This is a genomic window from Arthrobacter rhizosphaerae, assembly GCF_023062595.1.
GTDB lineage: Bacteria > Actinomycetota > Actinomycetes > Actinomycetales > Micrococcaceae > Arthrobacter > Arthrobacter rhizosphaerae.
In genome coordinates this window covers 189125-215529 of the sequence record NZ_JALLAN010000006.1, presented here as the reverse complement: position 1 = coordinate 215529, position 26405 = coordinate 189125, and the positions used below count along the sequence as shown (strand labels likewise).

Sequence of the window (26405 nt, the reverse complement as noted above, 5' to 3'; positions counted from 1 at the left end):
CCTGATGAACGGAGAAACAACAGTATGGAATGTGAATCCGCACAATCCTAGGCTTGCGGCCGGACCCTGAGCCAGACGTAGGACCGTGGGTTGAGGGTGATTCCGTAGCCGAGGCTCAGTGGACTGTCGGACAGGATATCTTCGGCATCAGGGGTGAATCCTGACAACGTCGTGGACGGAATGTCCTGGGGCTCATCGCTGAAGTTGGCCAGCGCGAGGATCGCCGAGCCGTCACCTGGCCGCTGATAGCCGAGAACGCTTTGGTTGTGGGTGTTGAAGTCAATAAGGCGTGTGCCTGCCATTTCCGGCGTGGCAGAGCGCACTGAAATCATCCTCTGCAACCCGCCGAAGATTGTGCCTTCCGCGGTGGTGGGGTCGTGGCGTTTTTCGTATTGTGCCGCGGGGTAGTGCGGCCGATGTACCCAGCGGCTGTCTGCCGTATGACCTTCTTCCATCGCGTACTGGTAGTCGTTCAGTTGGCCCACTTCGTCGCCGAGATAGAGCAGGGGGATGCCGCCGGTGCTGAACACCACAGAATGAGCCAACAGGATCCTCTCCAGCGCCTGTGCGGAAGCGTCCTCCAGTCCGCAGAGGGACGCCGTCGTTCCGGAAATCCGGCAGTCGCCGGTGCGGGGATTGTCTTGGAAAGGAACACCGTGGGCGAAGCTGCCTGGAAACCGGTTGACGTAAAAGGAGTTCAGGAAGCGCCGGTGCTCGAAGCCGTTGATGCCTAACTCTGCGGCGTCTTCGTCGGAGAAAGTCCAGCCGATATCGTCGTGGCTGCGCACGTAGTTGATCCAGGACGTTCCCGGCGGAATGTTGTGCCGCCTTTCCAGTGCCTGAGAGAGCAGGGAAACGTTCCTTGTGGCCATCGCTTCCCAGATCAGGGCCATTTGCAGCGGGTTGTAGGAGAGCTGACACTCTGCCGGATCGATGTATAAGGCCACTTCGTCAGGGTGGACGATGGCTTCGGATTTGAAGAGGAGGGAGGGGGCACCGATGCGGCAAACGGCATTGAAGGCCTGCAACAGGGTGTGGGCTTCGGGGAGGTTCTCGCATGTTGTTCCGAGCTGCTTCCAGATAAAGGCCACAGCGTCCATCCGGAGAATGTCCACTCCTTGATTGGCCAGGAAGAGCATCTCCCCGGCCATCGCACGAAACACTTCCGGGTTGGAGTAGTTCAAGTCCCACTGGAAGGAATGGAACGTCGCCCAGACCCACCGTCCGTCAGGCATTTGAATGAAGGAGCCGGGGTGGTCGTCGGGGAAAATCTCGCGAACGTTCTTCTCAAACTCGTCGGGCAGGGAACGGTTCGGGAAGATCCAGTAATAGCCGCTGTATTCCGGATCGCCCTCGGCGGCCTTGCGGGCCCATTCGTGTTCGTCAGAGGTGTGATTGAAAATGAAGTCGACCACCAGGCTGATGCCGTTGGCCCGGAGTTCAGCGGCAAGGTTGCGGAGCTGTTCCATGGTTCCGAGTTTGGGGTTGACCTCGCGGTAGCTGGAGACGGCATAACCGCCGTCGGAGTGCGGCTCGGGTGCCAGGAACAGCGGCATCAGGTGCAGGTAGGTGAGGCCCAGCTCCTTGAAGTAGGGGATCCGGGAGCGGACGCCCTCAAGGTCGGAAGCATACCGGTCCACGTAGCAGACCCCGCCGAGCATCTGGTTGGACTGGAACCAGTCGCTATTGCCCTCTCGCCCGGCGTCGACGAGCTTCAAGTCCGCGGGCCTGTCCTTCCAGGAGCGGGCGATTTCGAGCAGGAGCGAAGTGAGCTGGCGCTGAAAGTCCGGCCGTGAGCCATAGAGCGAATGGAACAACCGGGATAGGTCAGGAAAATGCCGGCAGAAGCGCCGCTCGAAGTCGGCCCAGTCCTGATCTCCAGGTCCCATGCCTGATTGCTCGGCGACGGCGTCGAGCACCTTCCGGTTTTGGATCTGATCTGCTTCTGTAAGCTCGGGCATGGAAAACTGCTCCTTGGAGAAGGTTGCGGTTCGTTCTACTGGCTGAAAGTCTAGTCAAGCGCGTCGAGGGTCCGCCGTCCTTACGCCTCCGGAATCATTGACGCAACGGTGACCGGCCATGTGTCAGCCAATATGCCGCCGTCGTTAACCCTGCGTTCACCTTGGTCAGGGCGTCCCGTTACCTGAAGCCCATAACTTCGTTGAAGGTACACAACGTACGCATCGCGCTGCAGGGCGTCTCCGGCCCTGCCCGCACTGAATAACCCTGGAAGGGGTACATCTAAGTGAAGGCACACTTCGGCCGCCACGCGGCTATCGCTGTTATCGCAGCCGGCGCACTTGCGCTCTCCGCTTGCGGTTCAGACAACGCTACCGGTACCGCACCCGCCGGCAACGGAACTTCTGCAGGACCCAAGGTCACTGGCACGCTCACTGGCATCGGCTCCTCCGCTCAGGGCGCGGCTATGGATGCCTGGAAGACCAGCTTCGCCGCTGCGAACCAGGGCGCCACCGTACAGTACTCCCCGGACGGCTCCGGCGCAGGCCGTAAAGCTCTTCTGGACGGTTCGGCCCAGTTTGGTGGCTCGGACGCTTATCTGAAGGATGACGAATACGCCACCTCCCAGAAGACTTGTGGCCCGGACGGTGCGTTGAACATCCCCGTCTACATCTCCCCGATCGCCATCGCGTTCAACCTCCCGGGACTCACCGAGCTGAAGCTTGACGCTCCCACCGTTGCCAAAATCTTCCGTGGCGAAATCGCCACCTGGAACGATGCCTCCATCGCCGCCCTGAACCCGGGCGTCACCCTGCCGGACCTCAAGGTCACCCCCGTGAACCGCTCCGATGACTCGGGCACCACCACGAACTTCACGGACTACCTTGCGGCTGCAGCACCGGAGGTCTGGACTGACAAGGCTTCAGGCGTCTGGCCCGCAACCCTGCAGGGCGAGAACGCCAAGGGCACCTCCGGCGTCGTCAAGACCGTCACGGACACCCCGGGCGCTGTAACCTACGCGGATGACTCCGCCGTCAGCGGCAAGCTGGGCGTTGCGCAGATCAAAGTTGGCGAAACCTTCACCAAGATCTCTGCAGATGCTGCAGCCAAGGCCGTCGATGCAGGCAAGCCGGTCGAGGGCCGTTCAGCAAACGATCTGTCCATCAAGCTTGACCGCAAGACCTCTGCCGAAGGCGCCTACCCCGTAGTGCTGGTGTCCTTCCACATCGTCTGCTCCACCTACGCAAGCCAGGAGACGGTTGACCTCGTCAAGGCTTTCGAGACCTACGTTGTCTCCGAGGAAGGCCAGAAAGCTGCAGCTGACGCCGCCAAGTCTGCGCCGCTGTCAGCTGAGCTGCAGGACAAGGCCCTCAAGACAATCGAATCAATCAAGGTGAAGTCCTAAGGCCCAGTCCTAGGGATTCCAACTGTGCCGAGGCATAGTGGAAACACCAGCATGAACCAGGTTCCCTGCTCCGGTGTGACGGTCATCGACCGTTCGGCCGGGGCAGGGATTCTGGCTGTTGTCCGAAGCATCACCAGAATCCACCACTGCCGGGCGAAGGTCATTCTCCCGGAGCGGTTCTGATCCCAGAGGATCATTTGTGACCACCACCTCCCTGACACGTTCCCGGGGCGCAGGACCCGCCGGGGACAAGGTCTTTTCCGGAGCCACCCTCGCGGCGGGATGCCTCATCCTTGCTGTCCTGTTTGGCGTTGCCCTCTTCCTCGTCATCCAAGCCATTCCTGCGCTGGTGGCGCCGGGGGCAGAGATCCAGGGCGGCGCAGGCTTCTTTGCCTACATCTGGCCGATCGTTATCGGCACACTGATCGCCGCACTGATCGCCTTGGTGATCGCCACCCCGATATCCATCGGAGTTGCCCTCTTTATCTCCCACTTCGCTCCCCGCCGGCTCGCCTCCGGGCTTGGGTACGTGATTGACCTGCTGGCCGCCATTCCCTCGGTCGTCTACGGCGCCTGGGGAGCTGCCTTCCTGGCCAAGGAAATATCACCGGCCTACAACTGGCTCGCCAGTAACATGGGATGGCTGCCGATCTTCCAGGGCCCAGCCTCGGCCACAGGCAAAACCATCCTCACCGCCGGCATTGTGCTCGCGGTTATGGTCTTGCCCATCATCACCTCCCTGACGCGCGAAATTTTCCTGCAGACCCCCAAACTGCACGAGGAAGCCGCGTTGGCTTTGGGTGCTACGCGCTGGGAAATGATCAAGATGACTGTGCTGCCGTTTGGCCGCCCGGGAATTATCAGCGCCGTGATGCTTGGCCTCGGCCGGGCACTTGGCGAGACTATGGCTGTTGCACTGGTTCTCTCCTCAGGCGCCCTTACCGCGAGCCTGATCCAGTCCGGAAACCAGACCATCGCCGCAGAGATTGCCCTGAACTTCCCCGAAGCGAGCGGTCTGAAGGTCAGCACCCTGATCGCCGCCGGCCTGGTGCTGTTCCTCATCACCCTCGCCGTGAACATTGTGGCCCGCTGGATCATCAGCAGGCACAAAGAATTCTCTGGAGCCAACTAAATGACCGCCACCATGACCCCCACCCCGGTCCGCAAACGGTCCTCCCTCACCAAGGGCCAGCTGCCCAAGGCTGCGCCGTACATTGTCTTGGCCCTCGCCATGGTAATCGGCGCCGCCATCCTGGCCGTTGTCGGCTTCAACCCGTTCGGCTGGGGGATTGTGACAGCCATTCTGTTCGCTGCCGGCCTGGTGGGCTGGAGCGCGGTTGTTGAAGGCCGCCGCAAGGCGCAGGACAAGCTGGCTACCTGCCTTGTCAGTGGCGCATTCATCGTGGCTCTCCTCCCGCTCGTCTCCGTGATCTGGACTGTGCTGGTCAACGGCATACCCGGCCTCATCGCTCCCGGGTTCATGAGCAGCTCCATGAACGGTGTCACCGGCGTATTCGACAACAAGGCAGTCGAAGAGGGCGCTCCCGTGGTAGGCGGCATCTACCATGCCCTGCTCGGCACTCTGGAGATCACCCTCCTGGCCACCGTCATCTCCGTTCCGGTCGGGCTGCTCACAGCCATCTACCTCGTCGAATACGGCGCTGACCGGTCTTTGGCCCGCGCCATCACGTTCTTTGTGGACGTCATGACCGGGATCCCGTCCATCGTCGCCGGGCTCTTCGCTGCCGCATTCTTCTTTGCCATCGTGGGGCCGGGCACCAAAACAGGTGCGGTGGCCGCCGTCGCGCTTTCCGTCCTCATGATTCCCGTTGTGGTCCGCTCCAGTGAGGAAATGCTGAAGATCGTGCCGAACGAGCTCCGCGAGGCGGCGTACGCCTTGGGCGTCCGAAAGTGGCGCACCATCCTCAAAGTGGTGATCCCGACGGCGATTTCCGGCATCGCTTCAGGTGTCACCCTGGCTATCGCCCGCGTCATTGGGGAAACGGCCCCCATCCTGGTGACCGCCGGATTTGCAACGGCGATCAACGCCAATGTCTTCAGCGGCTGGATGGCGTCACTGCCTACGTTCATCTACACGCAGATCCTGAATCCGACGTCGCCCTCCAACCCGGATCCGTCATCCCAGCGTGCTTGGGGAGCGGCCCTGGTGCTGATCATCCTGGTAATGCTGCTGAACCTCGGCGCCCGCCTGATCGCAAGGGTCTTCGCGCCCAAGGCCGGCCGCTAGTACCGCAGCCCTGCTGGAACTAAACTTCAATCCGTACCTCAGTAAGTGAAGGAACAACATGTCAAAGCGCATCGACGTCAAGGACCTGAACGTCTACTACAGCAAGTTCCTTGCCGTCGAAGACGTCAGCATCAACATCGAAGCCAAATCCGTCACGGCTTTCATCGGCCCGTCCGGCTGCGGGAAGTCGACTTTCCTGCGCACCCTGAACCGGATGCATGAAGTCATTCCGGGTGCCCGGGTTGAAGGTGAAGTGCTGCTCGACGGCGACAACCTTTACGGCGCGGGCGTTGACCCTGTGACTGTACGCTCCCAGATCGGCATGGTGTTCCAGCGTCCAAACCCGTTCCCCACGATGTCGATCCGCGACAACGTCCTCGCAGGCGTCAAGCTGAACAACCAGAAGATGTCGAAGGGCGAGGCGGATGCCCTGGTGGAACGCTCCCTGCGTGGGGCGAACCTCTGGAACGAGGTCAAGGACAGGCTCCAGAAGCCCGGATCCGGCCTTTCCGGCGGGCAGCAGCAGCGCCTGTGCATTGCCCGCGCCATTGCTGTTGAGCCCCAGGTGATCCTGATGGACGAGCCTTGCTCGGCATTGGACCCCATCTCCACCCTGGCCATCGAGGACCTCATCAACGACCTCAAGGACCAGTACACCGTGGTCATCGTTACCCACAACATGCAGCAGGCAGCGCGCGTCTCTGACAGGACTGCGTTCTTCAACATCGCCGGAACAGGCAAGCCGGGCAAGCTGATCGAGGTGGGCGACACGCACACGATCTTCAGCAACCCGACCCAGAAGGCCACGGAAGACTACGTTTCCGGCCGGTTCGGATAATTCCTGTCAGCTGAGGGGCCATGCCGCCCTGGGCGGCCACGCCGCCGTCGTCCGCTGCCGGTCCCGAAAAGGAGACCGGCAGCCAACGGTCAGTCAGTGCGGTTACTCTACGAGCCTGTTAGTCCAGAGTGAACGTCGCGTCCTGGTAGCCCACTCCTGCGCTGACACTCTGAACCACCATCTTGTAGTTGAAGTGGCGTAAGTACCTTCCGGGGTTGGCCACAGATTCAAAGGAAGCGCCCGAACTGGAGGCCAGGCCTGAACGCCTGTTGAAGGAGGCCGCTGCCGCGAAGGACGCGCTGCCGTCAGACGTCTCCAACCGGACAGAGGTGCCCCTGTCCACCAGGTACTTGCCGGGGAAGTTTGCGGATTCCAGTGAAACAGAAGTGCCACCAGCCAGCCCGGTGCTGAGGTTGAACTGGGAGTCGGCAAGGAGTGTCACGTCGGCGTCCAGGCGAGCCTCATTGAGGTAGTGGCGCACACAACGGGTGGGGAAGTTGAACGACATCAGCCGCACGGGCAAAGGGCCGTTCTTCAGCGGGATTCCCAGGTTGGGCGTCCCGTCCGCATTCCAGTAAAGCTTTTGGACCCTCGTGTGCCTGTTCTGGTCGTAGAGCGGCTCCCCGTTGATGTCCCGGTAGTCCCTGGAGTGGTAAACGAGGATGTCCGATACCCCGTCTTCCGCGACTGTAAACGAGTTGTGTCCCGGCCCGTACTGACTGGTCGCTTCCGAGGATTTGAAGACCGGGCTGGGCGACTTGGTCCATGATGCCGGGTTCAGCAGGTCAGCCGTGGCCGATGCCGTGAGCAGGCCCATGCAGTAGTTGGCGTCGGTGGCACTGGCGGAGTAGGTGCAGAAGACGCGGCCGTTGCGGATGATCACCGCCGGCCCCTCGTTCACAACATGCCCCACCCGTTCCCACGCCAACGTCGGAACGGAAATGCGGGCTTGCGGTCCCGTCAGCGTGGCGGGACCGCTCATACGCGAGATGTAGAGGTTGGTCCCTGGACCCACTGCTGCTTCCTCTTGGGCCCACACCATATAGCGCTGGCCATTGTGCACGAAGGTGGTTGCATCCAGGGAGAAGGTGTCCCAGGCGGTGAAGATTCGGCCCAGCACAGACCAAGTGGACGTCATCGCGTCCGGGCCGCTGGACTGCAGCACGTATGGGCGGACGCGGAATGGATCGGCGGATGTCCCTGCTGCGAAATACATGTACCAGCGGTCGTCGAAAAAGTGCAGTTCCGGTGCCCAGATGTGTCCGCCCATGGTGCCTGCGGAGCGGGTCCATAGAACCTTTTCCGTGGCGGTTCCGAGCCCCGCGAGGCTGGAGGCAGACCGGATTACCAGGCGATCGTACTCCGGTACGGAAGCGGTGAAATAGTACTTTCCGTCCGTGTGGCGCATGATGTGCGGGTCCGCACGCTTCAGGATCAAGGGGTTCGTCTGGCTGACGGCAGCAGCGAAAGCAGTTGTGGCGCCCGCCAAGGCGAGAGGAGGGAAAGCGGCGGCAGCAGCGGCTGCGCCAAGGCCGGTGAGGATTCCCCGGCGGCTGATTGGTGTTCCCTGGGTTATAGGCATTGGACTTCTTTCTGGTGCTTAGTGCTTGGTGGCTGGTGCCATGACTGGGCGCCGGGTACGGACTTGGCGCCCAGTCATTGGGCTTTGCGGTGATTACTTGCTTGAGAGAGTGACTGCTTCGGCAGCCGTCAGCGCCCGGTTGTAGATGGCGAATTCCCTGATCTGGCCGGAGAAGTACTTGTCCGCCGAGTAGACGGAACGGCCGATGTAGTTGGAGCTGGTCTGGCCGCCGCCTATCTCACGCGGATCTATGGTCACTCCGCTCGCCTGCGAGATCTGTGCGCCGTTGCTGTAGATGGTGGCGACGTCGCCCTTGAGGGTGTAGACCAAGTGCTGCCAGGTTCCTCGGGGAAGCGCGGCCGTGCCGGTGACACTTTGTTCGGTGGCCCAGTTCCCGGTGGCGATCGCGTTCTTGTACGTTGAGTTGCCCGTCGCGAAGAGGTAGCCGTTGCCGACGCCCGAAGAGTTGGTGTTGCCTATCCCGTAAAGGAAATAGCTTCCGCTTTGGGCGGCGTCCACAAAGACGTCCGCTTCGACGGTCACGTCCACAATGCCGGCCAGCAGGTTATCCGGCAGGTCGACGTGACCGTCGGTGCCGTTCAGCTTGAGGGACCCTCCGGTCTGCCAGGTGGTTCCGCCGACAGCCGTGGCGTTAAGGCCGTTGCCTGAGGAATCCGTGACGGTGGTGCCGGTGGTCTGGTTGAAGGAGTACCGCAGGATTTCACCGTTGGCGTTGGCCGGTTTAGGGGTCGGCTCATTCCTGAGCGCTGTCAGTTCGGCCTGCGTGACCGGGATGACCGTTCCGTGCCGCGGGCTGGCCGGAAGCTTGTAGGACGCCGGCACCTTCCAGTTCGGGTTTTCCAGGCTGGCAGTCTCCAGCGGAATGTAGCCGCGGCCACCGAATTCGTCCACGAAGAGGTACCACTTGTTTTCGCTGTTGGACTTGAAGGCGGTGGGGCCTTCAACAGCTTTAGTGCCTGCGTCCCTGCCAATGCAGGAGTCCATCAGCGTCCAGTTTTTGGGGGAAGTGGTGGGAAGGTCAACGGCCAGGAGGTTGCTGGACTTCTCCTGGATGATGTCCGCGCAGCCCGAGGCGCTTCCTTCGTCCTTGGTGAAGCGGTAGAAGGTATTGCCTTCCTTCACCACAGTGGAGTCGATGACGGATTGTCCCGGATCAACCCAGATCTGGGGAGTGGAGAACGTAACGAAGTCCCGCGTGGTGGCGTACATCATCTTGTTGTAGGTATTGCCGGTGTGGTTTACATCCGATTCGGCATACAGCTTGGAGGCCCAGAAGACCACGTAGGCGCCAAGGGAAGGATCGTAAACAGCTTCGGGAGCCCAGAGGTTACCGGCTGTGTCCGGTGCCAACTTCACATGCCGTTGGGCGGACCATGTAACAAGGTCGGTGGATTCCCAGACTTCCAGGAACTTGCTTCCGGTGCGCTGGGAAGCGTCCCAGGTAGTCCCGCTGCCGATGGAGAGATCGGTTGCGATCAGGTAGAACTTGTCGCCTTCGGGGGAACGCACCAGGAACGGGTCGCGAAGCCCCTTGGTTCCCTGATTGGAGGTCAGGACGGGCTGACCGGCGTTCAGCTCAGTCCAGTCCAAAGCGTTGTTTCCATTGCTGGCGGCGAAGTAGATGTTCTCGCCCGCAATGGTGCTTGCTGTGAAGTAGCTGAATGCGTATCCGGCATAGGGGGCAAGGACTGCCGCTGCCCGCACATGGGCCACAATCGTCTTGGATGCCTGGGCGGAGCCGGAAGTGACTTTGGCCGTCAGCGTGACGTCAGTCCCGGTGGCAGGGCGGGTCACCACGCCCGTGGTGGACACTACCGAAGGATTTGACGACGTCCAGGTGACGGGCAGGCCCTGGGCTGTTGGGGGGAGCGTGAGGTTTCCACGCACATCATTGGCATTGACTACCGTGATTGAGTTCGCTGCGTCCGTTGCCCGGCTTTGGTCCGTCGGGGAAAGCGCGGTCACCTCCTGCTGGGTGAGTGCGGCGTTGTAGATCCTGAAGTTCCGTACGCTGCCCTTGAGGTACTTGTCGGCGGAATACAGGGACCGTCCGATCCAGTTCGCCGTGGTGGTACCGCCGCCGATAGAGCCCGGCGTGATGGTGACACCGGTCTTTCGATTGACTTCCACTCCGTCGAGGTACAGCACAGCTGTGCCGCCGGAGAGTGTGTACGTGAGGGTTTTCCAGGCACCGCGGGGAAGGGCCTGGGTGCTTGTGGCGGTCTGTTCCGTTGACCAGTTGCCGGTGGCGATGCTGGTGCGGTAGTTGTTCCCGGTGGTGAAGAGGTAGCCGTTTCCTGCTCCGTTGGTGGAGTTTCCGAGGCCGTAGATGAAGTAGGGATTCTGCTGGTCCGCCTCGATCAGGACCTCTGTGCTGACCGTGACGGCACTCAGGCCCGAGAGAATGTTGTTTGGAAGCTGGACATAGTCATTTACGCCATCCAGCTTTACTCCCGCAGGGCCTGAAGGGACGGCACCGTTGACCAGTGTGCCGTCATTTCCTTTGCCGGACGAGTCGATAACACGGGTGCCGGCTGTTTCGTTGAGCTGGTATTCGAGAACCAGGCGGCTGTCGGCTGCGGTGGCCATGCTTGGGAGGGAAGCTCCGGGGACCAGGAGCCCCAGCAGGATGCCTCCTGCGAGGCTTGAGCGTAAACGTCGTCTTTGTCGCATTCCATTGCTACTTTCCGTGCTTGTGCAATGGCCTTCGCGGTGAACTGCGAGGCCATATCGCATGGGGGGTCGCCGGACGGTGGTCCGGGCGGCGGGAAAAACAATTGAGCATGCGGCGGCCAGGCATGGAGGGCTGGTGCCGCAGTGGGGTTTCAGTCGTTGACTGAAGGGGAGCCTTGAGAGGGCTCGGTGATGAACGGACGGGCCGACGGCGCCCTGCCGCCTTTCTTACGCCCGTCGTCGTCGAGGGAGCGCTATTTCAAGAAAACCTGTCTCGGGTTACGAGGCAAGTTCGCTATCACTTTCGGGACATTCCAGGTGCCAGGGAAAAATTGTTAGGGCTAACATCGGCTGGATTAGAGTATTTATGAAGACTTTGGATCCGTCAATAGCGGTTAGTGAGAACACGCTTACGCAGCGGCCCAAAAGAGGCTAGCTGCTTCGAAGCGGGGAGAGTGCCAGCGCCAGAACCAGGCCAGCTGCTGCCGTCACAATTGGAGTGAGAACCCAAAAGGACAGGATCCGCAGGACCAGGCGGCGGTTGGTTTCAGGGAAAGGCTGATTGCTTCCAGCACCGAGGGTAGCGGTGGTCACCGTGTGGGTGGTGGAAATAGGCCAATGGAGCCCGATGGCGCCCAACAGCAGGATCAGCGAACTGTAGATCTGGGCCACGAAACCCCGCAGTGGGTCCATCCTGGCCATGCGGTAGCCGATGGTGTGCGAAATGCGCCAACCTCCCGCGAGCGTTCCAACCGTCAGCATCGCGGCTGTCAGTAGAGCCACCCACATTGGCATGGAGGTACCGTCAGTCTGCCCGGAAGCCAGCAACGCAAGGAGGAGGATGGCGCTGGTGCGTTGCCCGTCTTGGAGGCCATGGGCGAAAGCGACGGCTCCGGCAGCAACCGCCTGGATCCTGCGGGAGCGGCTGTTGACCACATTTGGCGGCGTATAGCGGGCTGCCCATGTGGCCGGCCACACCAATAGATAGGCGCCCACAAACGCGATGATGGGCGAAATCAGCAGTGGCAGCACCACTTGGAACAGCATGGAGTTGTCCACCCCGCCGACGCCAGGGCCACCCAGGACGAGGCTGGCCAGCCCTGCCCCCGCCAGCCCTCCCACCAATGCGTGCGTGGACGAGGACGGTATGCCGCGCCGCCACGTATAGACGCCCCAAATCACGGCGCTGATAAGCCCTGAGAGCAGGATGGTTAGTCCGCCGTCGCCGCTGGGTACCGTCACCCAGGCGTGGCTTACGGTCAGGGCGAAGGCGGCGCTCAGGGCGGCGCCAATAAAGTTGAACAAGGCAGCGAGCAAAACCCCTACGGTGGGAGTCAGCGCCCGGGTGCGGACGGCCAGCGCGACGGAAGCCGAAGCATCGCGGAAGCCGTTGAGGAAGGCGAAGGTCCCGGCGAACAACACCACCAGAGTGAAAAAGACCCCCGTCACCTCAGGATTCCTTGACGATGATGCTGCCTACCTGGGTGGCCACTCGGCGCATATCCTTGGTGACATCCACGAGTTGGGTAGCGATGTCGCGGTTGCGGGCATACTGTACGGACTTCATGTCCTTGAGCATGTCGGCCACCCAGACGCGGTGGGTACGTTCAGCACGCTTAGCCAGCCGCAGGATTTCGATCCAGTAGTCCTCAAGATCGTCGAGGTTGTTCAGTCTCCTCATTGCGTCCACGGTGAGTTCGGCCTGCCGGCTGATGATCTCCAGTTGATCGGCGGCACGCTTTGGCAGCCGCTCCAGCTTGTACAGTGCGACCAGGTCTGCGGCTGCGTCCAGCTTTTCGATGGCCTCATTGAGGTACCGCGACAAGGCGTACATATCCTCGCGGGGAAGCGGGTTCACGAAGCTGGTGCGCATATGGGTCAGGAGCGCGAAGTGCAGTTCCGCTGACTTTGCCTCATGGTTATGCATGTCTTCCACGAGCCGGGCGTGTTCTGCTGCGGGCGTGCCGAGGATTTCCGCCATGGTCCCGGTTGCCAGGACGATCTGGCGGGCCATCTGTGCGAGGAGGTTCAGCCCGGCGGGCTCCTGGGGGAAAAGGCGCAGTTTCACGTGGGTTTTCCGGTCTTGGGGGAGGAACTGACAGGGCTGTTTATCTTGTAGTGGAACACGGTGATGGATCCGGACACAAAAGTGGTGCCGAACCGGATACGCCTCTCGGCGGTAGGCCGCTCTAGGCGGCTGAATGTTGAAGCCCGGGGGTTTCGCGGTTCGGCACCAGTCTCAGTGTTCTACGTTGCCCCAACCAAGTCAACATTGACAGTAAGGGCCTCCCGTGGCAGGCTCGCAGCCCCAAAACCGGCTCTCTCAGCCAGGGGAAGCGGACCTTCGCCGTCAGTCCAGTTCGCCGAGGCGCCAGGCATTCGCGGCATGTTCCAGGTCCTCAGCTGTCTTGACCAGCAGGTGCGAATTGCGGGTCAGCTTCGATGCGTGCCCCTCATTGCTGTGCTCGGCGTTGTCCGCCAAAGTGGCCTGGCCCAAGGCCACCACCCGGCAGAAGGCGGCGGAACGTTCCAGCGCGACGTCGAACTCGCCGTCGAACGCGCCCGAGAGGATGGCGTCAGCCATTTCCTTCATTTCCTGGGCTCCCGGAGGTTCAGCCGGGCCAGCCACAACATTGGATACCTGCGCTGTGTCCTTGCCCGCCCGGAAGTAGAGGGAGATCCTCTCCGGATCCTGAATGGTGGCTGCGCGGAGGGCATAAAGCCGCCACAAGGCGCCTGGCAGGGACCGTGCCGGGCTCTCCGCCCACATCTCGGCGATCGCTTCCAGGCCCTGTTCATCGGCCAGCTTGACCAGTCTCTGCGTGATCACCGGATCATCGCTGTCCCGGCCATGCTGGACCAGCGCCTGGGCAGCGAGATGGGCCGCTTCGGAGACGCGCGCGGGATCCGCGCCGCCGGCGAACGGCTCGAAATCGATCGGGGCGAAAGGCTTCGGCTTATGGTGCCTGTTCGCTCCGCCGTAGTGGCTGGACCCCGCTTGCTCGTTCATGCCCCCCACGCTACTCCTGTGGTGTATGGGAAATCGAGCATGGCCTATACCGGCTTCCGGGCAGGCATCGGCCCAGGCATGCTGCCCGGTTCGATGGTTCCCTGCCGGCTCGACGTTCGGCGTCGTCGTTTGGGCAGGGAACCGTCGAAATGGCGCAGAGGGGACGGAGGGAAGCACGACGGCGGCGCGCTCGGTCGCGTCAAAGCAGCCACAAGTCTGGGGTACAGTGTTAACGTCCAGAAATGGAATGGGCTGATGACCGTTTTTCGGTTGTTGGTTGGGGCCTTTAGCTCAGTTGGTAGAGCATCGGACTTTTAATCCGTGGGTCGTGGGTTCGAGCCCCACAGGGCCCACTCTTTTAGCGAAGAGTGGAAAACCCCCGGCGTCCTGTCAGCAGGAAGCCGGGGGTTTTTTGTTGCTTCTGCGCCTGAAAATTCATCTGAAGTGCTCGCGAATCGCCGCGTGATGACTCGCATCTCAGGTCTCGAATGTGATACAGGGCACTTCGCTACGTATACTGAACTCGTTTCCGTACGCCCGCCCGGATTTCCCGGCTTGGGCAAATGCTGTCCGGCCCCCTCCGGCGCACTGCGGGAATCCCCCCAGCAGATAGGTAATCGCCCATGTCAGCTCGTCGAGCCGCCCGCCGTGCGCGTCATGGCAAGTTTCCCCGCCGATCGCCGTTTTTCTGGCACCGGATAGCCATGATTTTCGGAACCGTCGTCGCTATTGCAGTGGCGGCCGGGGCCGTCGTCTGGATCACGGGCATGCGGACTCCTGCTGAGGCTGAGGCTACAAAATGCCAAAGCGTAATGATGGAAGTGACCGTCGGGGCAGATCCCAACATGACACCGGCGCTGGAGAAGGCTGCGTCCAGGGTTCCGGCTGAAGTGTGCGTGAGTTTCACTTTCCAGACGCTGAGCCAGCCGGAGCTTTCCGGCAAGGTCGCGGCAGACAAGGATGCACCGGACTTGTGGGTTGCAGATTCCGCCGTCCGGGTTCAAAGGGTGGTGACGGCATCACCTCCAGAGGTAATCGTGCCCTCGCTGGCCTCAACCCCGGGAGTCATCGTGGGGCGCACAAGCGAGGTCCAGGTTTTCGCCACATGGCTCAGTGCCCTGCAGGCGCCGGGAGTGCGTTTTGGTGATCCCCTCGTCAGCGGGAGCGGTGAAGTGGCGCTGCTGGGGGCGGTTTCTGAGGTGCAGTCCGGCCTGACGGACGCTAAAGCGCTCCAAGGAATCACTGCGCAGCTCGCACAGAAGGAGAGCCAGCGTTCGGGGGCGAAGCTTTCGGATTCCGAACAGCTCGAGTCAGTCGCTGCAAGCGGCGGCTTCGCCATTGTCACCGAGGAAGCCTGGCTGAAGTTTTCCAAGACAACCTCAGGAGCGAGTTTGACGGCATCGGTGCCGAAAAGCGGCGCAGTGTCCTTGGACTACCCTCTGGTTGCCACGGCTGGAAACGGCTCCCGCACTGAGGTGATAAGAAAGGCAGCGAAGGCTCTTGCAGAGGCCATGGGCACTGACGAAGGCAAGGCGAGCCTGGCCGAACAAGGCTTGCGGCCGGCGGACAGCAGCAACCTGCTGAATCAGAAGGGGGTGGGCGCCGTCGTCGCGCTGGCACCTGCTTCGGCGCAAGCAGTCAGCCAGACGCTGAGCGCCTGGGCCGTTCAGGCCATTCCGTTCAGGTCCCTGGTGGTAATGGACGTCTCCGGTTCCATGGAGCTTCCGGCCGGTGAACAGACACGGATGCAGCTGACGCAGCAGGCCGCGACTACGGGCAGCAAGCTGTTCCCGGACACGGCGGCTTTGGGACTGTGGGCCTTCTCCATCGGCCTTGGCGGCGGGAACCAGGACTACCTCGAGCTTGAACCCATCCGGAAGATGGACGAGGTGGTGGAAGGCGTCACCCAGCGTCAACGCCTTGTGGCAGGCATCGCAGGGCTCTCTGACCGCACCGGGGGAGCCACCGGGCTCTACGACTCCACCCTGGCTGCTTACCGGACTGTGCAGGCCTCCTACGACTCCCGCGCCATCAACAGCGTCATACTGTTCACCGACGGCGCCAACGACGACGCCGAGTCACTGGAACTTGATCAACTGCTGGAGACTCTGCAGCGCGAACGGGATCCCGCGAAACCGGTGGTGATCGTCACCATCGGTATAACGGAGGATGCCGACGCCGAAACACTGCAGAAAATCTCTGCGGCAACAGGTGGAACAAGTTATGTGGCCCGGGCAGCCCAGGATATCCCCAGTGTTTTTGCTGACGCACTTCTGGCGCGGCGGAAATAGATACTGCGTAAGCAGCCGGGGGTCATAAGATATGGATCAATACTCTCCCAGTGGAAAGGCCCATTCGTGGCGAACACCAACGGCCGGCGACTACCGCGCCTTGAGGACGTAGCGGAACTGGCTGGTGTGTCCCACCAGACAGTTTCCAGGGTGGTCAATAACCATCCGAATGTCAGCAAGGCAACCCGGGCCCGGGTGGAGGTGGCCATTTCGGAGCTGGGCTACCGCCGTAACTCTGCCGCCCGGAGCCTGGTGACGCGCCGTTCCCAGACCATCGGGGTGTTGGGGAGCGAGCTGTCGCAGTACGGTCCCGCCAACACAATCCTGGGCGTGGAGCAGGCGGCACGTGATGCCGGATACTTTGTGAGCATCGCGGCGCTCAAAACCGTCAACAGGGAAACCATCTCCGATGCCCTGAGGCATTTCCAGGATCAGTCCGTCGATGGAATCGTGGTGGTGGTTCCGCACTCCGAAACGCTGCACGCCTTGGACGAGATGGACCTTGGAGTTCCCGTGGTGGCTGTGGGCTCCCTCGGAAACGACAGCGTCAGTGGGGTCATGGTGGACCAGAAGCGTGGCGCGGAACTTGCCGTCAGGCATCTCATTGACCAGGGCCATCGCCGGATCGGCCACATTTCCGGCCCACAGGACTGGATCGACGGCGCCGCGAGGGCTGAGGGCTGGAGCCAGACGCTTCGTGCGGCCGGCCTTGAGGACGACCTCATGGCGGAAGGTGACTGGAGCGCAGGAAGTGGCTACGAGATCGGCAGGAAATTGGCCGAGAAACGCACAGCGACAGCCATCTTTGTGGGGAATGACCAGATGGCCCTCGGGCTCTTGCGTGCCTTCAGCGAGGCCGGAGTCAGCGTACCCGGAGACGTATCTGTGGTCGGTTTTGATGACCAGCCGGAGGCAGCCTACTTTGTCCCGCCGCTGACCACCGTGCGCCAGGACTTCGAGGAACTCGGCCGGCGCTGCGTTGACGCCATGGTGGGCGAAATCGAGCAAGGTGCTGAGGTCAGCGGCGTCGTCGTTACCCCCGAACTGGTGATCCGCAAAAGTACGGCCACTGTCGCAGCGGTAGTGAAGGCCTAACCCGGTCTCTCCGCGCGGAACCACCCTCGCGAACTGGCAGCTGATGCCCTCAAATTCGAGTTTGAGGGCATTCCCTGCCAGCTCGCGCCGGGAACTCAGGGCATCAGGTCGTCAGCCTGAACGTGGCGGCTGCCCGTTGGCTGGCGGCGACCTTCGACACTGTGAGGATCCCCTGGCTCAGGCACAAGTAGGAACCGGGGACGTCGACTGATTCGAAGGAGAAGCCTGCGCTATCCGACAATCCCTTCCGCTGGATAAAGGCGGAGGAGGCGCCGGGGACGGATCCGATGACAAGCTTGCCACCTTCGATCCTCAGGTAGCGTCCCTTGGTCAGGACCGGTTCGATCAGGACAGAGTTATTCTTGGCATAACCCGGGAGTATCCGGAACTGGGAGGCCGCCAGGGATGGTGTTGCTGCCGCCGTGACAGTGGTTCCGTCGTGAGCCAGGTAGAGCTCAGATGCTTCGGCTGGCTGCCACCGGAACGGCAACGGGCCGTCTCCGACGGGAACGCCGAACTGGGGCGTGCCGTCGGCGTTCCAGTGGAGGCGCTGCACCCGCGCATGCCGGTTGGGATCGTACAAGGGATCACCGGTGATGGCCCGGTAGGACCTGGCGTGGTAGACGATCACGTCGTTACCGGCCTCATCCACGGTGAAGGAATTATGGCCGGGGCCGTACTGCTTGGTTGCATCAGAGGTGGTAAATACCGGCGTCGGGGTTTTGATCCAGGAGGCTGCATCGAGCAGGTCTGCGTCCTCGTCAGCGGTCAAAAGGCCCATGCAGTAGTTGGCGTCGGTGGCGCTGGCGGAAAAAGTCAGGAAGATGCGGCCGTTTCGCTTGATGACGGCGGCCCCTTCGTTGACTCGGAAGCCTATGGTCTCCCAGGGCAACGTGGGCACGGCGATGCGGACGGGCGTGCTTGAAAGCGTCGACGGCGAACCCATGGTTGCGATGAAGAGGCTGGAGTTCACCCCGGAGTCGGCCTGTGCCCATACCAGGTAGCGTGAACCGGCGTGCTCGAAGGTGGTGGCATCCAGGGAGAAGGTGTCGGCATGGGTGAAGACGCGTACGGGCTCTTCCCACACAGCGGTAGCAGGATCGGCCGAGTCGGTGGAGATCACGTAAATCCGCACCCGGAAAACGTCCGTGCTGTCACCGGCCGCGAAGTAGATGTGCCACTTGCCGTCGAAGTGATGCAGTTCGGGTGCCCAGATATGGCCTCCCATGGTGCCGGACGGCGGCCTTTTCCACACGACGGCTTCGGGGGCGCTGCCGAGTCCGGAGATGGTGGACGAGGACCGGATAATGATGCGGTCGTACTCGGGAACTGAGCCAGTGAAGTAGTACCTGTTGTCTGTATGTTTCACGAGCCATGGATCGGCCCGCTGGTTGACGATCGGGTTGATCACCGGTTGCGGTCCGGCGGCGGCGTTGGCGGAGGAAGCATTGAACAGGCCATTGGCCGTGCTGCCTCCGGTGAGGAGCAGGCCGGCAGCTGCAGCTGATCCGGTACCCAGGAAGGAACGGCGGGAAAGGGGAGATTGAGACAAAGCAGTCATTGCAGAGGTGTCCTTTCGTTTGTGCCTTCGCATGGCTTGGGCCCCACAAAATGCAGGGCCCAAGTCATGCGTGAGTTCAGGAGGTGAGGCTGGAGAGCGGTCCTGTCTAGGCTGTGCGTCTTGTGAAGAGCCTCTGCAGCAGGATGAAGACCAGGAGCAAACCGCCAATGACGATCTTGGTCCACCAGGAGCTGAGCGTTCCGTCGTAGGCGATGAAGGTCTGGACGATGCCCAGAACCAGGACACCTACCACCGAGCCGAGTACGTAGCCCACGCCGCCGGTCAGCAGGGTTCCGCCGATGACGACGGCGGCGATGGCATCCAGCTCCATTCCTTGTGCAGCCAGGCTGTAGCCGGAGAGGCTGTAGAAGGAGAACAGAATTCCGGCTATCGCCGAGCAGAGGCCGCTGACGCAGTACACGAGGATCTTGGTGCTCTTGACCGCGAGGCCCATGAGCATGGCGGAGTTCTCGTTGCCGCCAATAGCGTAGACGGTCCGGCCGAAGCGTGTGTGGTGGAGGATGAAGAACGCCAGGCCGACGACGACGAGCGCGATCAGCACACCGGGAGAGATGAACAGCTCCTCCGAGAGCGGGATGCGGGCCTGGGCCATGCTGGTGAAGAAAGGATCGGTGACCGAAATCGAGTCGAGGCTGATCACGTAGCAAAGCCCGCGCGCCAGGAACATTCCCGCCAGCGTCACGATGAAGGGCTGGATGTCGAAATACTGGATGACCATCCCCATGAGCAGGCCAAGTCCTCCTCCGATCACCAGCACGGCGAGAATCACCATCGCGGGGTTCCAGCCGTTCTGAAGCATGGTGGCCGTAACCATCATGGACAGCGCGACGACGGCTCCCACGGAGAGATCAATTCCGCCGGTGATAATGACGAAGGTCATGCCAACTGCAAGCACGATCAGGAACGTGTTGTCGATGAAGAGGTTCAACAGGACCTGGCCGGACAGGAAGCTCGGGTACATTCCGGCGCCAACCACAAACATCAGGATGAAGAGGACAAGGGTAGCGAGGGTGGGGGCATAGCGGGCGCCGCCACGGAGGCGGCTCCCGACGGACGAGGTTTTTTTGACGGTGGGCGGGGCCACTGTGGAGAGGGGAGACATTAGACTGCGACCTTTTCCTTAGTTCGGAGCGGGCTTGCCGGCTTGAGGTTCCTCAGGAGGTTCCGGGCCTTGGGGGCCTGCAACAGGCAGACGGTGAGGACCACCAGGGCTTTGAACACCAGAGTGACCTCCGGCGGAATGCCAAGGGTGTAAACGGTGGTGGTGAGGGTCTGGATGATGAATGCCCCCACCACTGTTCCCACCAGGCTGTAGCGGCCTCCGGCGAGGGAGGTACCGCCAATCACGACGGCGAGAATGGCGTCCATCTCGATGTAGAGGCCGGCGTTGTTGGCGTCCGCTGCAGTGACATTGGAACTGATCATCAGTCCGGCGATAGCGGCACAAAATGCGCTGAAGATGTATACGATCCAGATGATGTTGCGGGCGCGAAGGCCTGCCAGCCGGCTTGCGACCGGGTTGATTCCCACTGCCTCGATCAGGGTGCCCAGTGCGGTCCTCCGGGTCAGGACAGCCGCCAGGATGAACACGACGGCGGTGATCAGGATCGAGATGGGGAGCGTGAAGAGGTAGCCCGCCCCGATTGCCTTATAGCTGTCGTTGGTTACGGACACGATCTGGCCGTCCGTGATGAGCTGGGCGATTCCGCGTCCGGCGGTCATGAGCACCAGGGTGGCAATGATGGGCTGGATTCCGATGGTGGAAACCAGGAACCCGTTCCAGACTCCGAGGACCAGGCCGGCCACCACGGCGATAAGGACCGCTACTGCTGCTGTGACGGGTGAAGCGGGCTCAGGGGAGGCCGCGATATAGGCGCATGATGCGGCGCCGGCGATGGCCACTACTGCGCCTACGGAAAGGTCGATGCCGCGTGAAGCAATGACCAGGGTCATGCCGAGCGCGATGAGGATAGTGGGAGCGCCGTTCCGCATGATGTCGATGAGACTGCCATAGAGGTGGCCGTCCTGCATCCTGAGGCTGAGGAAGTCGGCGCGGAAGATCTGGTTGACGGCCAGCAGGGCGACCAGGGCTATGACCGGCCAGGCCAGCCGGTTTTTCAGAATGGATTTCATTATGCGCCTCCGGCGATGACTGTGAGGACGTCCTCGACGGAAACGTCGTCGTTACTGATATCGGCGACCATGGCCCGGTCCTTGATGATGGCGATGCGGTCGCTGAGCCGGAGCACTTCCTCAAGTTCCGAGGAAATGAAGACGATGGACATGCCCTCGGACGCCAATCGGTTGACCAGCTTCTGGATCTGGGTTTTTGCGCCAATGTCGATGCCGCGCGTCGGCTCGTCCAGGATCAGCAGATCAGGGGATGTCACCATCCAGCGAGCAAGCAGGACTTTCTGCTGGTTGCCACCACTGAGGTTGCGGATCAACGCGTCGGGGTTTGCCGGACGGATGTCGAGGGCCTCGATGAATTCGGCAACAAGTTCGTCCTGCACGCGGCGGGGGATCCTCCGGGCCCAACCTTTGGTGGCCTGCATCGCGAGCACAAGGTTGTCGCGGACTGTGAGGTCGCCGATCAGGCCTTCCTCTTTGCGGTCTTCGGAGCAGAAACCGATGCCGTGATCGATCGCGGTGCGGGGGCTGCGCATTTTCAGCGGCTCCCCCTTGATCTTGATGGAACCTTCGTCGGCCTTGTCCGCACCGAAAAGCAGGCGGGCTGTTTCGGTTCGCCCGGCTCCGAGCAGTCCGGCCAGCCCCACTACCTCACCCGGGTAGATGGAGAGATTGACGTTGGAGACAGAGCCCTTTCTTCCGAGACCGGCTGTTTCCAAGAACGGCTGGGCATTGGCGGCGAGCCTGGCCTGGGACCGGGTGGAAGCCTGGTCGAGTTCCTCAAGGACCTCAAGGTCCTTGCCGATCATCTTTGAAATGAGGTTCATGCGGGAAAGGTCCCGGGTCATGTACTCACCGACGAGCTTGCCGTTGCGCAGGACGGTCATGCGGTCTGAAAGCTCGTAGACCTGCTCCAGGAAGTGCGATACGAACAGGATGGCAACGCCGCGGTCGCGCAGGTCACGGATCACACGGAAGAGCTGACTCACTTCATCCGCATCAAGGCTTGACGTCGGCTCGTCCAGGATCAGGACCTTCGCGTTGACCTCAACGGAGCGGGCGATCGCTATCAGCTGCTGGACGGCGATGGAGTGTTCGGAAAGCAGGGAACCCGGTTCCACGTGCTCGAGGTGCAGTTGGGCCAATACCTCACGGGTCCGGGCCCGCACCGCACGCCAGTCGATGGAGCCGCGACGCCGGGGCTCGCGGCCCAGCATCACATTCTCTTCGACGGTGAGGTTGGTGCAGAGATTGACTTCCTGGTAGACCGTGCTGATGCCGGCCGCCTGGGATTCCGCAGGGGTGGAGAAGTTTTTCTGTTGGCCGAGGACAGTGATCCGGCCTGAATCGATGGTGTAGACGCCTGTCAGCGCCTTGATAAGGGTGGATTTGCCCGCCCCGTTTTCGCCCATAAGGGCGTGTACCTCGCCTTGGAAAAGACGGAAGCTGACGTCGTCAAGGGCCTTAACCCCTGGGAATCCGATGGCAATGTCGGTCATCTCGACGACCGGAACGAGTTCGTTCATCCTAGATATCTTTTCTGTGTTGATCCGTGCGGCGGCACGCGGGCAGCGTGTTGCTGTGCTGTGCTGTGCCGCCGCATGGACGATCAGGTGAGCGGGGCTCAGTACTGACGGGTAGGCAGGGCCTTGGTGGCCTGTTCCTGGGTGAAGGTGGTTTCTTCGGTGACGACGCGCTCGGGGACTGTTTCGCCGGCGAGGACCTTCTTGGCGAGGTCCATGAGCTGGGTGCCCAGCAGCGGGCTGCACTCGACGATGTAGTTGATCTTGCCGGCGCTCAGGGCGGTCATGCCGTCCTTGACGGCGTCGATGGTGATGATCTTGATGTCCTTGCCCGGGACCTTGCCGGCGGCTTCGATGGCTTCGATCGCGCCGAGGCCTTCGTCGTCGTTGTGGGCGAAGACGACGTCGATGTCGGGGTTGTTCTTCAGGAAGGCTTCCATGACCTGCTTGCCGCCGCTGCGGGTGAAGTCACCGCTCTGGGAGGCGATGATCTTCAGCTTCGGGTCAGCCTTGATGGCAGCTTCGAAGCCTTCCTTGCGGTCGTTGGCGGGGGCGGAACCGGTGGTGCCCTGGATTTCGACGATGTTCACGGTGTCGGTGGCGGCCTTGGACTCGCCCACGAGCCACTCGCCGGCCTTTTTGCCTTCAAGGACGAAGTCCGAGCCCAGGAACGTCTTGTACAGGCTCTTATCTGCCGAGTCCACGGCACGGTCGGTGAGGATCACGGGGATCTTCGCGTCCTTGGCTTCCTTCAGGACGGTGTCCCAGCCGGATTCAACCACGGGGGAGAAGGCGATGACGTCGACCTTCTGCTGGATGTAGGACCGGATCGCCTTGATCTGGTTTTCCTGCTTCTGCTGCGCGTCGGAGAACTTCAGGTCGATCCCGGCTTCCTTGGCGGATTCCTGGACGGACTTGGTGTTGGCGCTGCGCCAGCCGCTTTCCGCGCCGACCTGGGCGAAGCCCATCACGATCTTCTTATCGGCACCGCCGGTGCTGGAAGCGGCCTGGCCGCCACCTCCGCAGGCAGTAAGGGCAATAGCTGACGCTGCCATAACGGCGACTAGAGATTTCTTAAACACAACATTCCTCCCGGAAGCGTTAGTTACATGCAGGCGGGAGACCTAACACCGCCATTGCTGTGAGCTGCTTGCTCTGCCAGCAAGTGTGAACGCTAACAATGCGGTGCGTCAAGTAGTGAAGATCACAATTGGGACACTGCCGGTTTATGACGCGGACAGGCGCCTTGGTTGTCGCGGGCACCCTTTACTTTTGACCGGACCCTGAACAATACTTTCTACAGCCGCCGGCTTGTTAGCGTTCACAAGCAGGCAGGACGGCAGCCATTCAATGGAGAAAGGGTTCTCACCTCCCATGCAAAGCACAGTTCGTCCGAGTCCCGTAAAGAGGGCTTGCACCATGGCCCTGGCGGGATCGCTCGCGGCAGCCACCCTCACCCTCGCGCCGGCTCTTCACGCCCACGCCGACACCAGCAACCGCACCATTACAGTCAATGAAGACCAAGCCGGTCCTGATATAGCTCCGACGATGTATGGGGCCTTCTACGAGGACATCAACCAGGGCGCGGACGGGGGCATCTACGCCGAACTCGTGCAAAACAGGTCCTTCGAATTCAATGCAGCGGACAACCGCGGCTTTACTCCGCTCAGCGCATGGGAAATCCTCCAACGCGGAAGCGCCGGTACGGCCACAGTTCAGAATGACGACCATCGCCTCAACGAGAACAACCGGAACTACCTGCTGGTCGAGGCAGCTGCTGCCGGCGCTGGCGCAGGAGCCGGCGTCGGAGTCCGTAACAGCGGCTGGAACGGCGGACACCGGCTGGATGCCCGCCAGAAGTACGATTACTCCGTCTGGGCCAGAACCTCCAATCCGGCAGGTTCCACTCTCGCCGTCGCACTGGAAACACCGGAAGGCACCCGCCTCGACCTGGCCAGCATCAAGGTCAAGGGCGACGCCTGGAAGAAATACAACGTGACTCTTTCGCCTAGGGCCTCGACGGCGTCGGGACGGCTTTCCACTGTTGTCCAGGGAACAGGCACAGTCCGTCTGGACATGATTTCGCTGATGCCCCAGGAGACCTGGAACGGCCATGGGCTTCGTAAGGATCTCGCGGAAAAAATCGCTGAGCTCAACCCGGGATTCTTGCGGTTTCCAGGTGGCTGCATCGTCAACACCGGCAGTTACGACTCCTACTCTGCGCCCAATTACACCCGCTCCCGCACGTACCAGTGGAAAGAAACCATTGGCCCGGTTGAGCAGCGTCCCGCCAACAGGAACTTCTGGGGCTACAACCAGACCTACGGCCTCGGCTACATGGAGTATTTCCAGTGGGCCGAAGACCTCAAGGCCATCCCTGTTCCAGTGGTGCCTGTAGGGGTCACCGGCTGCGGCGACAACCGTGCCGTACCGGACCAGGCAACCTTGGACAAGTACATCCAGGACACCCTGGATCTGATCGAGTTCGCGAATGGTGATGCCAGTACCGAATGGGGCGCCAAGCGCATCGCCTATGGCCACCCTGCGCCCTACAACCTGGACCGCATCAGCCTGGGCAACGAGGAGTACAAGCCTGAGTTCAAGGCGTACTTCACCCAGTTCCAGGATGCTGTTGAGGCGGCGTATCCCGATATCCAGGTCATCGGCAACACCGGCCCGGACGATCAAGGGGCCAACTTCGATGACCTCTCCAAGTTCAATGCCGATCGCAAGGTGGACTTCGTCGACGAGCACTACTACAACTCGCCCGACTGGTTCCTGACCAACAACCACCGCTACGACTCCTATAACCGCGACAGCTACAAGGTCTTCCTGGGCGAGTTCGCCTCGTTGGCCAACAAGCCCGAGAACGCGTTGGCCGAAGCGTCCTTCATGACAGGCCTGGAGCGGAACGCCGACGTTGTCCGGATGGCTTCCTACGCCCCGTTGATCGCCAACGAAGCAAACGTCCAGTGGAGCCCGGACCTGATGTTCTTCAACGGCACTTCCATCAGGACCACCCCCAATTTCGAAGTGCAGAAACTCTTCATGAACAATGTCGGCAGCCACGTTGTGCCCAGCTCCCAGAACAACCCCCCAAGCCTGGTGGCACCCGTCACCGGCCAGATCGGGCTCTCGACGTGGGCCACCGCGGCAAAGTACGACGACGTGACGGTCACCAGTACGGACGGCAGCCAGCTGTTTGCCGACGACTTCTCCGGCACGGCCTCGGCATGGACGGGCAATGGAGCTGGATCCTGGTCAGTTCAGGACGGCGCGTACGTCCAGTCGAGCACCACAGCGCTGAACACCATGGTCACGGCCGGAAACCCGGCGTGGAGCAACTACACACTCAAGACCAAGGCCACCAAAACAGCCGGCGCGGAAGGGTTCCTCATCGCTTTCGGGGTCAAGGACACCGGTAACTACTACTGGTGGAATCTGGGTGGCTGGAATAACAGCAAGTCAGTGGTGGAGAAGGCTGTCAACGGGGCAAAGAGCACCCTGATCGAAACCGGCACCACCATTGAGACCGGCCGCCAGTACGATATCCGGATCGAAGTCACAGGGCCGACGGCCAAGCTGTACCTCGACAATGTCCTCTGGGGAACGATTGACGAAACTCCGGTAGATCCCATCTACTCCGTTGCCACCAAAGATGCCGAGACAGGGGAAACAATCATCAAGGTGGTCAACACCTCGGGTGAGGCGGCCGCCGTCGATATCAAAGTGGCCGGAACGGCAAATATCAGCTCTAGTGCCGCGGTAACCACTTTGACCACTACGGATGATGGTCAAAACCTGGCGCCGGCAGCCAGTGTCTTCACAGGAGCAAGCACTAATTTCACATACAACTTCCAACCGAAATCAGTGACGTTCATCCGGCTTGCGCCGGTTGACGTACAAAAAGCCAAGTAAGACTGAGGTGATACCCAGCCGGTTCCGACGGCTGGGTATCACCTTTCCGAAAGCGCTATCAGCGTCTTGACGTTGATCGTGTTAGCGTTCACAATTGGTACTAACCATCAATTTCCAACGAAGGCAAAAG

The 26405-nt window shown here is 61.4% G+C and carries 18 protein-coding genes, 1 tRNA gene and 2 pseudogenes; 9 read left to right on the top strand and 12 right to left on the bottom strand.

Annotated features, from left to right (window positions below; translation table 11 throughout):
• Positions 1 to 47 precede the first annotated feature (47 nt).
• Positions 48 to 1889, bottom strand: a complete 1842-nt coding sequence (locus tag MU551_RS10705) for an amylosucrase (RefSeq protein WP_247044051.1) — start codon at positions 1887 to 1889, stop codon at positions 48 to 50.
• Positions 1890 to 2245: 356 nt separating this feature from the next.
• Between MU551_RS10705 and pstS the strand changes: the two genes are divergently transcribed.
• Genes pstS through pstB form a run of 5 tightly spaced genes read left to right on the top strand, consistent with a single transcriptional unit; the run spans position 2246 to position 6450 of the window.
• Positions 2246 to 3364, top strand: coding sequence for a phosphate ABC transporter substrate-binding protein PstS (pstS, locus tag MU551_RS10700; protein WP_247043851.1), 1119 nt, complete (start codon positions 2246 to 2248; stop codon positions 3362 to 3364).
• Between the two features lie 51 nt (positions 3365 to 3415).
• The gene (locus tag MU551_RS23320) at positions 3416 to 3547 is read left to right on the top strand and encodes a hypothetical protein (RefSeq protein ID WP_281507065.1); all 132 of its coding nucleotides are present in this window, start codon (positions 3416 to 3418) and stop codon (positions 3545 to 3547) included.
• Between the two features lie 16 nt (positions 3548 to 3563).
• Complete coding sequence (pstC, locus tag MU551_RS10695; protein WP_247043849.1) at positions 3564 to 4496, top strand: phosphate ABC transporter permease subunit PstC; 933 nt, start codon at positions 3564 to 3566, stop codon at positions 4494 to 4496.
• 12 nt (positions 4497 to 4508) lie between these two features.
• Positions 4509 to 5612 carry a phosphate ABC transporter permease PstA gene (gene pstA / locus MU551_RS10690; RefSeq protein ID WP_372489844.1) on the top strand — a complete coding sequence of 368 codons (1104 nt, stop codon included), beginning with the start codon at positions 4509 to 4511 and terminating at the stop codon, positions 5610 to 5612.
• A gap of 58 nt (positions 5613 to 5670) precedes the next feature.
• Positions 5671 to 6450, top strand: coding sequence for a phosphate ABC transporter ATP-binding protein PstB (gene pstB / locus MU551_RS10685; RefSeq protein ID WP_247043837.1), 780 nt, complete (start codon positions 5671 to 5673; stop codon positions 6448 to 6450).
• Between the two features lie 118 nt (positions 6451 to 6568).
• On the opposite strand, the gene MU551_RS10680 is transcribed toward pstB, so the two are convergent.
• The 6 genes and pseudogenes from MU551_RS10680 to MU551_RS10660 form a co-directional block, all read right to left on the bottom strand.
• Positions 6569 to 8032: a family 43 glycosylhydrolase gene (locus MU551_RS10680; protein ID WP_247043821.1), complete on the bottom strand. Its 1464-nt coding sequence runs from the start codon at positions 8030 to 8032 to the stop codon at positions 6569 to 6571.
• A gap of 93 nt (positions 8033 to 8125) precedes the next feature.
• Positions 8126 to 8620, bottom strand: a pseudogene (locus MU551_RS23755) (LamG domain-containing protein); the annotation flags it as partial.
• A gap of 195 nt (positions 8621 to 8815) precedes the next feature.
• Positions 8816 to 10642: pseudogene (locus MU551_RS23750) on the bottom strand (LamG-like jellyroll fold domain-containing protein); the annotation flags it as partial.
• 516 nt (positions 10643 to 11158) lie between these two features.
• Positions 11159 to 12175, bottom strand: coding sequence for an inorganic phosphate transporter (locus tag MU551_RS10670; protein ID WP_247043817.1), 1017 nt, complete (start codon positions 12173 to 12175; stop codon positions 11159 to 11161).
• Position 12176: 1 nt separating this feature from the next.
• Positions 12177 to 12794, bottom strand: a complete 618-nt coding sequence (locus MU551_RS10665; protein ID WP_247043815.1) for a DUF47 domain-containing protein — start codon at positions 12792 to 12794, stop codon at positions 12177 to 12179.
• Between the two features lie 282 nt (positions 12795 to 13076).
• A complete protein-coding gene (locus tag MU551_RS10660) occupies positions 13077 to 13736 on the bottom strand; it encodes a hypothetical protein (protein ID WP_247043813.1) in 660 nt (219 codons plus the stop codon).
• Positions 13737 to 14016: 280 nt separating this feature from the next.
• Between MU551_RS10660 and MU551_RS10655 the strand changes: the two genes are divergently transcribed.
• The 3 genes from MU551_RS10655 to MU551_RS10645 all read left to right on the top strand — a co-directional run bounded on the left by MU551_RS10655 (position 14017) and on the right by MU551_RS10645 (position 17122).
• Positions 14017 to 14089 (top strand) — tRNA-Lys (locus MU551_RS10655).
• Positions 14090 to 14359: 270 nt separating this feature from the next.
• Positions 14360 to 16027 carry a VWA domain-containing protein gene (locus MU551_RS10650; protein ID WP_247043811.1) on the top strand — a complete coding sequence of 556 codons (1668 nt, stop codon included), beginning with the start codon at positions 14360 to 14362 and terminating at the stop codon, positions 16025 to 16027.
• Between the two features lie 66 nt (positions 16028 to 16093).
• Positions 16094 to 17122: a LacI family DNA-binding transcriptional regulator gene (locus MU551_RS10645; RefSeq protein ID WP_247043805.1), complete on the top strand. Its 1029-nt coding sequence runs from the start codon at positions 16094 to 16096 to the stop codon at positions 17120 to 17122.
• 103 nt (positions 17123 to 17225) lie between these two features.
• On the opposite strand, the gene MU551_RS10640 is transcribed toward MU551_RS10645, so the two are convergent.
• The 5 genes from MU551_RS10640 to MU551_RS10620 form a co-directional block, all read right to left on the bottom strand.
• The gene (locus MU551_RS10640) at positions 17226 to 18683 is read right to left on the bottom strand and encodes a family 43 glycosylhydrolase (RefSeq protein WP_247043803.1); all 1458 of its coding nucleotides are present in this window, start codon (positions 18681 to 18683) and stop codon (positions 17226 to 17228) included.
• Between the two features lie 106 nt (positions 18684 to 18789).
• The gene (gene yjfF, locus MU551_RS10635) at positions 18790 to 19806 is read right to left on the bottom strand and encodes a galactofuranose ABC transporter, permease protein YjfF (protein ID WP_247043801.1); all 1017 of its coding nucleotides are present in this window, start codon (positions 19804 to 19806) and stop codon (positions 18790 to 18792) included.
• Positions 19806 to 20837, bottom strand: coding sequence for an ABC transporter permease (locus tag MU551_RS10630; protein WP_247043799.1), 1032 nt, complete (start codon positions 20835 to 20837; stop codon positions 19806 to 19808). The genes yjfF and MU551_RS10630 overlap by 1 nt, the downstream gene beginning before the upstream one ends.
• On the bottom strand, positions 20837 to 22360 hold the full coding sequence (locus tag MU551_RS10625; protein ID WP_247043797.1) for a sugar ABC transporter ATP-binding protein: 1524 nt from the start codon (positions 22358 to 22360) through the stop codon (positions 20837 to 20839). The genes MU551_RS10630 and MU551_RS10625 overlap by 1 nt, the downstream gene beginning before the upstream one ends.
• 98 nt (positions 22361 to 22458) lie before the next feature.
• The gene (locus tag MU551_RS10620; RefSeq protein ID WP_247043794.1) at positions 22459 to 23439 is read right to left on the bottom strand and encodes an ABC transporter substrate-binding protein; all 981 of its coding nucleotides are present in this window, start codon (positions 23437 to 23439) and stop codon (positions 22459 to 22461) included.
• Between the two features lie 292 nt (positions 23440 to 23731).
• On the opposite strand from MU551_RS10620, the gene MU551_RS10615 reads away from it, so the two are divergent.
• Positions 23732 to 26275, top strand: coding sequence for an alpha-L-arabinofuranosidase family protein (locus MU551_RS10615; RefSeq protein WP_247043791.1), 2544 nt, complete (start codon positions 23732 to 23734; stop codon positions 26273 to 26275).
• Positions 26276 to 26405: the final 130 nt, after the last annotated feature.

Bases quoted from the DNA above. Each gene is read 5' to 3' on its own strand.
- pstB (WP_247043837.1), top strand. From the start codon at position 5,671: ATGTCAAAGCGCATCGACGTCAAGGACCTGAACGTCTACTACAGCAAG.
- MU551_RS10650 (WP_247043811.1), top strand. From the start codon at position 14,360: ATGTCAGCTCGTCGAGCCGCCCGCCGTGCGCGTCATGGCAAGTTTCCC.
- MU551_RS10625 (WP_247043797.1), bottom strand. From the start codon at position 22,360: ATGAACGAACTCGTTCCGGTCGTCGAGATGACCGACATTGCCATCGGA.
- MU551_RS10630 (WP_247043799.1), bottom strand. From the start codon at position 20,837: ATGAAATCCATTCTGAAAAACCGGCTGGCCTGGCCGGTCATAGCCCTG.
- yjfF (WP_247043801.1), bottom strand. From the start codon at position 19,806: ATGTCTCCCCTCTCCACAGTGGCCCCGCCCACCGTCAAAAAAACCTCG.
- MU551_RS10680 (WP_247043821.1), bottom strand. From the start codon at position 8,032: ATGCCTATAACCCAGGGAACACCAATCAGCCGCCGGGGAATCCTCACC.
- MU551_RS10660 (WP_247043813.1), bottom strand. From the start codon at position 13,736: ATGAACGAGCAAGCGGGGTCCAGCCACTACGGCGGAGCGAACAGGCAC.
- MU551_RS10640 (WP_247043803.1), bottom strand. From the start codon at position 18,683: ATGACTGCTTTGTCTCAATCTCCCCTTTCCCGCCGTTCCTTCCTGGGT.
- MU551_RS10615 (WP_247043791.1), top strand. From the start codon at position 23,732: ATGCAAAGCACAGTTCGTCCGAGTCCCGTAAAGAGGGCTTGCACCATG.
- pstA (WP_372489844.1), top strand. From the start codon at position 4,509: ATGACCCCCACCCCGGTCCGCAAACGGTCCTCCCTCACCAAGGGCCAG.
- MU551_RS10705 (WP_247044051.1), bottom strand. From the start codon at position 1,889: ATGGGACCTGGAGATCAGGACTGGGCCGACTTCGAGCGGCGCTTCTGC.
- MU551_RS23320 (WP_281507065.1), top strand. From the start codon at position 3,416: ATGAACCAGGTTCCCTGCTCCGGTGTGACGGTCATCGACCGTTCGGCC.